General features: G+C 63.2%; 9 protein-coding genes and 2 pseudogenes. 8 read left to right on the top strand and 3 right to left on the bottom strand.

What is annotated here, in order from left to right:
- Together QZ409_RS11380 and QZ409_RS11375 are read right to left on the bottom strand one after the other, a co-directional pair.
- Nucleotides 1-234, bottom strand: a 234-nt coding sequence (locus QZ409_RS11380) for a DUF302 domain-containing protein (RefSeq protein ID WP_296710939.1), incomplete at its 3' end; no start/stop codon positions are given.
- 80 nt (nucleotides 235-314) lie between these two features.
- The gene (locus tag QZ409_RS11375; RefSeq protein ID WP_296710938.1) at nucleotides 315-884 is read right to left on the bottom strand and encodes a cytochrome c; all 570 of its coding nucleotides are present in this window, start codon (nucleotides 882-884) and stop codon (nucleotides 315-317) included.
- An 81-nt stretch (nucleotides 885-965) separates the two neighbouring features.
- Between QZ409_RS11375 and QZ409_RS11370 the strand changes: the two genes are divergently transcribed.
- The 8 genes and pseudogenes from QZ409_RS11370 to QZ409_RS11335 all read left to right on the top strand — a co-directional run bounded on the left by QZ409_RS11370 (nucleotide 966) and on the right by QZ409_RS11335 (nucleotide 10613).
- Entirely contained in the window at nucleotides 966-1367 is a 402-nt protein-coding gene (locus QZ409_RS11370) for a helix-turn-helix domain-containing protein (protein WP_296710935.1), read from the top strand.
- Between the two features lie 291 nt (nucleotides 1368-1658).
- Entirely contained in the window at nucleotides 1659-2471 is an 813-nt protein-coding gene (locus QZ409_RS11365; protein ID WP_296710933.1) for a DUF1194 domain-containing protein, read from the top strand.
- 9 nt (nucleotides 2472-2480) lie between these two features.
- Nucleotides 2481-2725: pseudogene (locus QZ409_RS11360) on the top strand (MerR family DNA-binding protein); the annotation flags it as partial.
- Nucleotides 2726-3683: 958 nt separating this feature from the next.
- Nucleotides 3684-4091, top strand: a complete 408-nt coding sequence (locus QZ409_RS11355) for a FixH family protein (protein WP_296710930.1) — start codon at nucleotides 3684-3686, stop codon at nucleotides 4089-4091.
- Nucleotides 4088-5521 carry an efflux RND transporter periplasmic adaptor subunit gene (locus QZ409_RS11350; protein ID WP_296710927.1) on the top strand — a complete coding sequence of 478 codons (1434 nt, stop codon included), beginning with the start codon at nucleotides 4088-4090 and terminating at the stop codon, nucleotides 5519-5521. Before QZ409_RS11355 ends, QZ409_RS11350 begins: the two co-directional genes overlap by 4 nt.
- Nucleotides 5518-8706: pseudogene (locus QZ409_RS11345) on the top strand (CusA/CzcA family heavy metal efflux RND transporter). The gene QZ409_RS11350 and the pseudogene QZ409_RS11345 overlap by 4 nt, the downstream one beginning before the upstream one ends.
- Nucleotides 8707-8715: 9 nt before the next feature.
- The gene (locus tag QZ409_RS11340) at nucleotides 8716-9192 is read left to right on the top strand and encodes a hypothetical protein (protein ID WP_296710922.1); all 477 of its coding nucleotides are present in this window, start codon (nucleotides 8716-8718) and stop codon (nucleotides 9190-9192) included.
- 1193 nt (nucleotides 9193-10385) lie between these two features.
- Entirely contained in the window at nucleotides 10386-10613 is a 228-nt protein-coding gene (locus tag QZ409_RS11335; RefSeq protein WP_296710919.1) for a hypothetical protein, read from the top strand.
- A gap of 256 nt (nucleotides 10614-10869) precedes the next feature.
- Here QZ409_RS11335 and QZ409_RS11330 read toward each other — a convergent pair.
- A partial coding sequence (locus QZ409_RS11330) for a hypothetical protein (RefSeq protein ID WP_296710917.1) occupies nucleotides 10870-11059 on the bottom strand: 190 nt, incomplete at its 5' end.

Raw genomic sequence — 11059 nt, 5'->3', positions numbered from 1 at the left:
GGGCAGCATCGTGCCGACTTTGTTCTCCAACTGGAGCGCTTCGTGCGCCAGGGTCGGGTTGCAAGCGCCAAGGATGACATATTTGGGAAAATCGACCCCGATCTTCGCCTTCAATGTCTCCTGCACGTTGATTTCGGTCAGAACGCCGAAACCTTCCACTTTCAGGGCTTCTTTTGTCCGGGCGACGGCCACGTCAAATGCGACCGGGAGAACGCGGTTTATGTAATAGGTCATAAGGAGATTCCTCTGAGGGTCGAACTCCGGCCACGTGACGACGCTAATCAATGTCCTGGCAAAATCAGAACGAAAGCCCTCTATTTGGCGCTCTGGGGGAGCCGAGCCCGAATGTAGGCGATGACCGCCCAAATATCGTCTTTCGCCAGTCCATCTTTGAAGGCAGGCATCGCGCTTCGAAACTGCGTTCCGCCTTCGGCGATCGTCCAATATATGAAGGAGTCCCATTGAACCATCGGCATCTCGGCGAGCCATGCCAAATTGGCCGGCGGCGGCGAGAGTTCACGTCCGGCCGCCCCGTCGCCTGCGCCGGTTGCGCCATGGCAGGCGGCGCAATTATCGGCATATACGCGCGCGCCACGTTCGATGGTCTCACGGGTTTTGGGTAGCGGATTGCTCAACGCATTGTAAGGTGCGGGAACTCCCGACATCATAGTGGCGTGGTGACGCGGCATGCTGCCTCCCATTCCTTTCCCCATCATCCCCCCAGGCCCCATCATCCATCCAGGCCCCATCATCGGCCAGTGCTCCATGCCGCAGCAATCACTCCATGCGCGCCCTGATTGGTCCTGCCGTTGTTGCGCCATGACGGACACACCGCTGCCGATAAACATCGTGATCAATGCCACCGTAAGAATTGGTCTGTCCATTGCTCGCATCCCAACGTTTTCGGCAATTTCCGATGACTTGTGATATAGACCCTATAGTAACTACAGGGTCAAGGATGGATCATGAACATCGGAGCGCTGGCCCGAACGGCAGACACGAAAGTGGAAACGATCCGCTATTACGAGCGCATTGGCCTTCTCCCCGCGCCGCCTCGGACGGCCGGGAATTACCGCGAATACTCGACCACGCACGAAACCAGCCTCATTTTTATCCGTCGCGCCCGTGACCTGGGCTTTTCCATTGAGCAGATTCGGGCGCTACTCGATCTTGTCGACCAGAAAAGCCGCTGCTGCAAAGAGGTGGACGCTATAGCCCGCGAGCATTTGGCCGATGTGAAGCGAAAACTCGCCGACCTAGCGGCGATGCGGCGGGAGCTAGAGACAATCATCGGACAATGCCGCAATGACACTGTAGCTGATTGCCGCATTCTTGAGGCCCTCGCCCCGAACGCGGATCGTACATAAATCAAGCAAACCGTGTGAAAAGTCTCCTTGACGGGATTCACTTGCCAGCGTCGCGTCGGCTTTATGTCGGCGGCGCCACAGTGACCATGCGAAGACGAATGCGGCGGCCGCTTGATTGAACAGCAGTCTTGCGAGCAGATGGCGGGTTTCCGGAACGCTGGGGACGAGGGCGAATATCCGGGTCAGGCGTCGTGGTTTTTTGCTTGCCGGAGAGGGCGCGTCGGCACACATTGAACGCGCCGTCTATCCCGCGCAAGCGGACGATGTGGCCTTGGTCCCAGGGAGATTTCCTTGCCGCCGATTTTCCGCCTTCTGCTTGTCGGCATGACTTTGATCGCGGCGGGCCATGCGGCAGCGCAGGACTCGCGCGGCGATGCGCCAGTCGATATGGCGCTGATCGTATCCATCGATGTGTCAGGCTCGGTCGACGAGAACCGCTTCGCGCTGCAGATGGGCGGCATCGCCAAGGCGCTTGCGGACCCTGACGTCATCGCCGCCATGCTGAGTGGGCCTCGCGCCAGCATTATGTTCACCATGGTCGATTGGTCGGAACGAGCCGCGGCGGCCATTCCCTGGACGCGCATCGCTTCGCGCGAGGACGCTTTGGCCCTTGCGGCGCGCGTGCGGCGAACGCCGCGTCCGGAGGGCGAATTCACCTGCGTCGCGCATATGATGCGCTTCGTTTCCGACTACATTCTGCCGACGTTGCCCGTGAGGGCGCAACGCGTGGTGATGGACGTTTCCGGCGATGGCGTCGACAACTGCGACGGCGATGACGCGACCGCAAAAATGCGCGACGCGCTCGCGGCGACCGGGATGACGATCAACGGTCTGCCCATTAACGAAGGCGACCCGGCACAGCCACTCGGAGGAGGGTCCTTCCGTGCGCCGGGCCGGCCTTTTCAACCGCGCACTTTCGAGCCCAAGATGCTGGAGCCCTGGTATCGCAAATATGTGATCGGCGGCCCCGACGCGTTTCTGCTTCCGGCCCATGGCTACGGCGATTTCGATCGGGCCATCAAGGAAAAATTCGCTCTTGAAATCAGCGCCCTGCCAGCGGTTCGAGCCCAGTTCGCGCAATTGCGCGCGGCCGGACGGCGCTGATCTTGCGCCATCCGTTATTACGAGCAGATCGGGCTGCTGCCGGCGCCGCCGCGCACCAGCCGCCGCCATTTCGACGCGGCAGACCTCCGCCGGCTGGCATTCATCCGCCACGCCCGCGAACTGGGCGTCAAAGCGGAGGCGATCTGCACCTTGCTCGCCTTGCAGGACAACCCGAACCAGCTTGCGTCATCGCCAAGGCGCGGCTGGCCGATGTCGAGCGGCGCATCCGCTGTCTGCAAGCCCTGAAGGTCGACGCCCTAGCGATCAAAAGGAGACAAAAGCGAGCGCGCGAGGCGAGCCGCAGGGCAAAATCAGTCAATCTCGCCCGCCCCGCCAAGGGCGCGCCGAAAATTTCGCCCAGTTTTTCAAAATCGGTCAAAATGGGCCGTTTGGGCATTGGCGGCTTCCCGCCGAACGGGGCCATTGTCGAATGGTGCTGCCGGCGGGGGACAAGAGCCCGAGCCTGACTACAATCTACAGTGCCTTGGGCGCCAACCGGATAGGCAAGGTTTGTCGTCGGCGCAAATTCTAAAACAGGCATGGGCGGAATACCAAAACGAGAGCGGCCGTCATGCCGCAGCTGAGGGATAGCCTGAAGGAGTCGCTCGAAGCCCCGATGATGTTTATAGGCGGAGGGGCGCGTCTGGATCTGACGCAAACGTGAGGGGCGACGCCTTTTCTTGCGTCGCACCGTATGGCATAATTGATCCGTGAAACTCTGGTCGTTATTTCCTCGCCTGCTTTCGATCCTCGCGATCGTCAGCTTTTTGATCGCGCCGACGGTGACGCCGTCGATCGCGAGCGCGATGGAGTCCGGCCCTATGGCGGCGATGTCGGATCTGGCGTCCGTGTCGCAAGGCATGCCCTGCTGTCCGGACCAAAAGCCCTGCCCTCCGGATTGCTTAAAGTCGTCCTGCCCGCTGGCCGTGGCGTGCGTGGCCAAGTGTTTTCCCGGCGCTCCCGCCGTGGCGGCCTTTGTCCCGGCTCGTTTCGCGACCGCCGACACGATCCCCCCGGGCGATGACGTCTGGCGCGACCTGCTGCCGGAGCCGCCGCCTCCCAAACCTCCCAAAGCCTGAATTCATCGGCGGCTCCTCGTGAGCCGCGCGTCGCCGCATGGCTGTTCGTCGTGCGGCGCGAGCACGTGGCTTCCGCCACGAGGCCGCCGCGCCGCCTGCGCGGTCAACGATGAATCTTAGGAAATTCGGAACAATGAACATTTTTAATGTGAAGCGCGCCGCCGCGGCGGCGCTGATCGGTTTCGCCGGCGCGGGGGCCGTCTCGCAGGCCTGGGCCGGGATCGGCGACTATGAGTTCCAGCTCGTCCAGACCGAAATCAAGAAAGGCGACGGCGCCATCGTCGCCGTCCGCCTCATCGACAAGCGCTCCGGCAAGGTCGTGCCGGACGCGGTGATCTTCGCCAAACGCGTCGACATGGCGCCCGACGGCATGGCTGAGATGGCCGAGCCGATCGAGCAACTGCCTTCCACAGACCCCGGCGTCTATCGGTTCAAGGCGGCTCTGGTGATGGCCGGCGGGTGGCGGCTTTCGCTTGGCGCCAAGGTGCAGGGCGAGACCGGCACGCTCGAAAACAAGCTCGACTTCAGGGCCACGCCATGAGCCGGGCGGGCCGCGCCGGCCTCGCCCTCGCCGCTATTCTGGCGGCGGGGACTGGAGGCTATTGGGCTGGGCGTCGTGATGTCGCGCCCCCGCCCGTGAGCTTTCCGCCGACGTCCTGGCTTCGAGCCATCCCCTGGTTCGACAGCGCGGCGGCCATTCCGGCGAGCGCCGATCCGGCGCCCTCGGGACCGGTGATCTACTACCGGGATCCAGACGGCCGTCCGGCCTATTCCGCGACGCCGCGCAAAACCGCCGACGGGCGGGCGTTCGCGCCCGTCCATGCGAGTGAGGACGTCGGCTTCGAGGGCAAGCCGACGGCCGCCGTGTCGGCGCCGGTCGGCGGGGCGCCGAAAAAGATCCTCTACTATCGCAACCCGATGGGGCTGCCGGACACTTCGCCGTCGCCGAAGAAGGATTCGATGGGGATGGACTACCTTCCCGTCTATGCCGGCGAGGACGAGGACGGCGTCACGGTAAAGCTTGCGCCAGGCAAGCTGCAGCGGACCGGCGTGCGGTCCGAGATCGTCTCCGATCAGGTGATTGTGCGGCAGGTCCGCGTGCCGGGCACGGTGCAGCCCGACGAGCGCCGCGTCTCGGTCGTCTCCGTTCCGACGGACGCCTTCGTCGGCAAGGTCGAGAGCGTCACGACCGGAGACCGGGTCCGCAAAGGTCAGCCTCTGCTCCAAATCCGTTCGCCGGAAATCGCCGCGGCGGCAGCCCAGCTCATGATCAACCCGGGCTACGAGGGCACAAACAGGCGCCTCGAAAATCTCAACGTCCCCCAAGAGGTAATCGCCGAGATCACTCGGACGCGGCAGGTCCCGCTGGCTTTCATTTGGCCGTCCCCGCGCGATGGCGTCGTGCTGATGCGCAACGCGACCGAGGGCATGAAAATGTCGGCCGGCGACGCCTTGTTCCGCATCGCTGATCTATCCACGGTCTGGGTGCTTGCGGATGTGCCCGAATACGACCTTGCCAACGTGCGGCCGGGCCAAACGGCGACGATCCGCGTCCGCAGCCTGCCGGGTCGGACCTTCCAGGGCCGCGTTGCGCTGATCTATCCGCAAGTCGCAAAGGAAACGCGCACGACGAAGGTCAGGATCGAGATCCCCAATCCGGACGGGGTGCTACGGCCCGACATGTATGCCGATGTTGAGATCGCCAGCGGCAGCGGCGGCCCTGTGCTCGCGGTGCCAGACAGCGCCGTGATCGATACAGGCGCGCGGCAGGTCGTGATTCTCGACAAGGGCGAAGGCCGGTTCGAGCCGCGCGAGGTCAAGATCGGAACGCAGGGCGGCGGCTTCACCGAAATCCGCGGCGGCATCGCGGTCGGCGACCGTGTCGTCGTCGCGGCGAACTTCCTGATCGACGCCGAGAGCAACCTCAAAGCCGCTCTGCGCGGCATGACAAGCCCGGAGACCAAGCCATGATCGCCCGGCTCATTGCGTGGTCCGCGCGCAACCTCATGCTGATCTTCGTCGGCACGGCCTTCGCGGTCGCGGCCGGCGTCTACGCGCTAAAGACTCTGCCGCTCGACGCGATCCCGGACCTCTCCGACGTCCAGGTCATTGTCTACACCGACTACCCCGGCCAGGCGCCGCAGGTGGTCGAGGATCAGGTCACCTATCCGCTGACGACGGCAATGCTGACCGTGCCGAAGTCCAAGGTCGTGCGCGGCTTCTCCTTCTTCGGCGTCTCCTTCGTCTACGTCATTTTCGAGGACGGCACGGATCCTTATTGGGCGAGGAGCCGCGTGCTCGAATATCTCAATGCTGCGGCCAAGCGCCTGCCGGCCGGCGTCACGCCCGGCCTCGGGCCGGACGCGACCGGCGTCGGCTGGGTCTATCAATATGCCGTGGTCGCCAAGGACATGACCCTCGCCGAACTGCGCTCGCTGCAGGACTGGGTGGTGCGCTTCGCCGCGTCGAAGGCGCAGGGCGTGGCCGAAGTCGCCAGCGTCGGCGGCTTCGTCAAGCAGTACAACATCGTCGTCGATCCGCTGCGGCTGCGCGCCCAGGGGATCTCGCTGTCGATGCTGCGTGACGCCGTGCGCGCCAGCAACCGCGATGTCGGCGGACGCACGATCGAACTCTCGGAGTTCGAGTTCATGGTGCGCGGCCGCGGCTACGTCAAATCGCCGGCCGACATCGAGAATATCGTGCTCAAGAGCGACCAGGGCGTTCCCCTGCGCCTGAAGGACATCGCCCGCGTCGAGATCGGGCCGGACGAGCGGCGCGGCATCACCGAACTGAATGGCGACGGCGAGGTCGCGAGCGGCATCGTGCTGCAGCGCTTCGGCGCGAATGCGCTGACCGTGATCGACAACGTCAAGCAGCGGCTCGCCGGCATCGCCGCGAGCCTGCCGAAGGGCGCCGAGATCGTACCCGTCTATGACCGTTCGCAGCTGATCAAAGCGGCGATCGAGACCCTGAAGCACACGCTGGCCGAGGAAAGCGTCATCGTCGCCCTGGTCTGCGTCGTCTTCCTGCTTCACCTCAGAAGCGCGCTCGTCGCCATCCTGATGCTGCCGGTCGGCATCCTCATGGCCTTCGGCGCCATGAAGTCGATCGGGCTCGGCTCCAACATTATGAGCCTCGGCGGCATCGCCATCGCCGTCGGCGCCATGATCGACGCCGCGATCGTCATGATCGAGAACGCCCACAAGCATCTGGAGCGCGCCCCGCCGGGCAAGCCGCGCATTGAAATCCTCGTCGAGGCGGCAAGCCAGGTCGGCCCGGCCCTGTTCTTCAGCCTTCTCGTTATCACGGTGTCGTTCCTGCCGATCTTCACGCTGGAATCGCAGGAAGGCCGGATGTTCGGTCCGCTCGCCTTCACCAAGACCTTTGCGATGGCCGCCGCGGCGATGCTGTCGGTCACGCTTGTGCCGGCCTTGATGGTGGTCTTCGTGCGCGGCCGGATCATCCCGGAGCACAAGAACCCGATCAACCGCGTCCTGATCTGGGTCTACCGTCCGGTCATCCGGGGCGTGTTGCAGGCGAAGACCTTCACCATCGTGCTTGCCATAGCGGCTCTCGCCGTCAGCGTCTGGCCGGCGCGTCAGCTCGGCTCCGAGTTCATGCCGAATCTTAATGAAGGCACGCTCATGTACATGCCGACGACCCTACCGGGGATCTCTATCACCAAGGCGGCGGAACTCCTGCAAATGCAGGACCGCATCATCAAGTCGTTCCCCGAAGTGGACTCGGTCTATGGCAAGGCGGGAAGGGCGATGACCGCCACCGACCCGGCCCCGACCGAGATGTTCGAGACGATCATCAATCTGAAGCCGGAGAGCGAATGGCGACCCGGCGTCACCATCGACAGCCTCAAGGCGGACATGGACAAGGCGCTGCAATTTCCCGGCGTCTCGAACGCCTGGACCATGCCGATCCGGGCCCGCATCGACATGCTGTCAACCGGCATCCGCACGCCTGTGGGGGTCAAGGTGTTCGGGACCGATCTCGCCGAAATGGAGAAAGTCGCCCGCCAGATCGAGACGGCCCTGAAAACCGTGTCCGGCACGTCGAGCGCCTATGCCGAACGGGTGATCGGCGGCTATTATCTCGACATCGCGCCGGATCGCGAGGCGCTCGGCCGCTACGGCCTCGCCGTCAGCGACGTCCAGGACGTCATCGCGACCGCGCTCGGCGGTGAGACCGTGACCACGACCGTCGAGGGGCGCGAGCGGTACGGCGTCAACATCCGCTATCCGCGCGATCTGCGCTCGAATCTCCAGGCGATCGCTACCGATGTGCAAGTGCCATTGCCAGGCGGCGGCGCCGTTCCGCTCGGCGACGTGGCGAAGGTGCAATTGACGCGCGGGGCGACCTCGATCCGCACCGAAAACGGCCAGCTCGTCACCTACATTTTCGTCGACATCACGGGCCGCGATCTCGGCGGCTATGTCGCCGACGCCCAGAAGGCGGTAGCGGAGAGGGTCAAGCTGCCACCCGGCTATTCTGTCGGATGGAGCGGGCAGTTCGAATATCTCGAACGCGCCGCGGCGCGCTTGAAGATCGTCGTGCCCGTCACGCTGCTCATCATCTTCCTGCTGCTCTATCTGAACTTCCGCAAGCTCACCGAGACGCTGATCGTCATGCTCTCGCTGCCATTCGCCCTCGTCGGCGGGGTGTGGCTGATGTGGTGGCTCGGCTTCAACATGTCGGTCGCCGTCGCCGTCGGTTTCATCGCGCTCGCCGGCGTCGCCGCCGAGACCGGCGTCGTCATGCTGATCTATCTCGAACAGGCGATGGCGGAGCTGAAAGCGGAGCGTCACGAAGAAGGGCGGCCTTTCACCCGCTCCGACCTCTACGAGGCGATCATGCTCGGCGCCGTCGAGCGCGTTTGACCAAAAATGATGACAGTCGTCGCCATCATGGCGGGCCTTGTGCCGATCCTCTGGAGCACTGGCGCCGGCTCGGAGGTGATGCAGCGCATCGCCGTGCCGATGATCGGCGGCATGGTCTCCTCGACCATCCTTACCCTCGTCGTCATCCCTGCGATCTACGGGCTGGTCAAAGGCTGGCGGTTGGAACGCACAGGACAGGACGCCAAAATTATAGGTTTCCGCCAACCGTGGACCTCACATGCGAAACGATCCCCGGCGACTGAATGAGCGGCGATCATGACGACTAAGACGCGTCACCGGCCACAACGCCGTCCGAAAAAGCCACGGCAGTTCCTGGCAGAAAGGGGAGAACGGCTGAGCCTGCGCCTGCCCGAAGGGCTGCTTGCCGCGGTCGACGCCTGGGCAGATGCTCACGAAGGGCAGAAGCCAGATCGAGGCGAGGCCATCCGGGGGCTTCTGCAAGCCGGCCTTCTCGCCGCCCGGACCGAGCAACACCGAGGCTGGGCGGTCACGGACAAGTATGTTCCCTGCAACGCGCTGGATCGCGGCACGCTGCAACAGTGGCATCGATCGTCAAGACTCGCCCTCCCGGAGCGAGAGTTACAACGCCTAATCCAGTTGCTGAGCTTGTATGGCTCGGGCCAGTGGTCGTTCCTGGAGGTCGATCGCGCATCGTGGGAGCCCCATGTCGGGCATCCCGGCTACGTCTTTTTGTTCGAAAACCAGCCGGACCTGGAGCTTCTCAAGCTCTAGGTCATTAAATGGTGAGCGCCATGATGAACGACATGATGGGAGGCATGGGCCTCACGGGCCTTATAGCCATCCTCGTGCTTCTGCTCACGCTCGCCGCCCTCGTAAAATACGTCTTCTTCCGGTGAAAAGAGCGACGCGGCTGCCGCTCGCTTTATCGTGACGAATGGCAACGAAGCTGGGCGCTTTAGCCGCTTCTGCTTTTGTCGCTCTTCCGCCAGCACGGCATTTATGAGATACTTCGCCCATGCGCCTTTGGATTGCCATTCGACGTTTGCTTCAGTGCCTCGCGGTCGCGGCGTTTCTGATTGCGCCCGCCGCCGCAGCGCATGGCGGGATGAACCGCGTCGCTGCGATGTCCATGCCGGACGGAATGGCGGCCGCGGACCCATCAACGCCCTGCTGTCCCGACCAGCTGCGGAACGATTGCGCGAAATGCCCGCTCGCCAGGTCCTGCATGGCCAATTGTATGCAAAACTTGGCCGTTGAGCCGACGTTGCAACCTTTCGACGCCCTCGGCGTCATGGCTCCGTTTCCCGCGACAGCGCAAGTCTTTGCGGGCCAGGTTCCGCCTCCCCTCCTGAAACCTCCACGTTCTTGAGGTTCGTTGCCGGCTGATAGCCGGTCAGGCGCCATGTCGCTCGACGACATGGTGACCACGCCTGTCGTGGACGCGCGTTAGCCTGACAACGCGCGTCGCCCGGCGGCATGGTTTCCGAACCTTGGACGTTCTTCATGTTCGCCTCTCTCGCCGCGCTCGTTTCGGCATTGCGCCTCCCGGTCCTGAAGACCGAGCGGACCGCATATGCGTCCTGGCCTACGCGAACGGGGGGCGTTCGTCGCGCGACAGATCGGAACTTCGAGCGGGCCTTCGCCCCGATCGAGGCACCGCTCGCTCCGTGACGCGCCGCTTGTCCGCTCGGCCAGCCCAGTTGCGGGCGTGACCGGCGGCGGCGCGAACAAGCAAGACGAACAAATCGGATGCCTGAATACAAACTCACTATGTACTATAAAATAGCCAGCATTTGCAGGATATATACTGTATTATTTACAATATATGCAGCTTAAATATCTATAATATTGGCACGTATCGCATGACTAAACATAGAAATACGCTATCATGCGGAGGCCGCCCACCAATGGTGGGGACGAAAACGAGCGTCCGCATCGCGCGGCATCGATCACAGGAGAATAAAATGTCGAAGTCAAAATCCCGCATCGCGCTCGCGCTCGCGCTCGGCATGATCAGCGCCGCGCCCGCGTTCGCGTGGAGAATGGATGGACCGCAATGGCTGAGAATGATGGACAAGATCCGCGCCGACCGCTCGGATCCGCAAGCGACGCGCTGTGTCCCGGCCTTCGGGAATAAGACCCCCAATGACAAATGCGCCGCGAAAATCCAGAATTTTCGCATGCACCATTGAGCGTGGTGCAGGGGGAGCCGGTTACGATCGCCGTCAGCGATCGTGAAACCGGCCCGCCCGTCTCAAAACCCCTTCGGCACGCGAAACTGCTTCTTGGCCTGATCGGCCCGAAGCTGCGATTTTGGCCAAGTTGACGAACGTATGGCGAACGGTCTGCGTCACCAAACTCGCTCAGCGCCACCGACTTCCCGGATATCGGTTTCGATTGAGCATCTATAGCCCTCGGCGATGTTGAGCATTTCGACCTGAAGGTGGTTCACTTCGGGGCTGGAACTCTGCCGCCGAATTTTGCTGCGCGACACAGATCCTGATTATAACGCCCGGCGATTTCCCAGCCCAGAGCGCACTCGAACTCGCGGAACGTCATGGCCGAGAACCTGGCGGAGTCGTTGTCCTGCCGCGCCGTGGGATTGGCGAAAGTCGTCCCCGGGTAAAAATGCACGCGC

This window comes from Rhodoblastus sp. (assembly GCF_019449565.1).
GTDB lineage: Bacteria > Pseudomonadota > Alphaproteobacteria > Rhizobiales > Beijerinckiaceae > Rhodoblastus.
The sequence above is the reverse complement of the archived record's forward strand: the minus strand, read 5'-3'. Positions and strand labels throughout refer to the sequence as shown.

What these genes read in the sequence shown, in the direction of transcription:
- QZ409_RS11350 (WP_296710927.1), top strand. Translation starts at nt 4,088, where the DNA reads ATGAGCCGGGCGGGCCGCGCCGGCCTCGCCCTCGCCGCTATTCTGGCG.
- QZ409_RS11335 (WP_296710919.1), top strand. Translation starts at nt 10,386, where the DNA reads ATGTCGAAGTCAAAATCCCGCATCGCGCTCGCGCTCGCGCTCGGCATG.
- QZ409_RS11355 (WP_296710930.1), top strand. Translation starts at nt 3,684, where the DNA reads ATGAACATTTTTAATGTGAAGCGCGCCGCCGCGGCGGCGCTGATCGGT.
- QZ409_RS11375 (WP_296710938.1), bottom strand. Translation starts at nt 884, where the DNA reads ATGGACAGACCAATTCTTACGGTGGCATTGATCACGATGTTTATCGGC.
- QZ409_RS11340 (WP_296710922.1), top strand. Translation starts at nt 8,716, where the DNA reads ATGACGACTAAGACGCGTCACCGGCCACAACGCCGTCCGAAAAAGCCA.
- QZ409_RS11370 (WP_296710935.1), top strand. Translation starts at nt 966, where the DNA reads ATGAACATCGGAGCGCTGGCCCGAACGGCAGACACGAAAGTGGAAACG.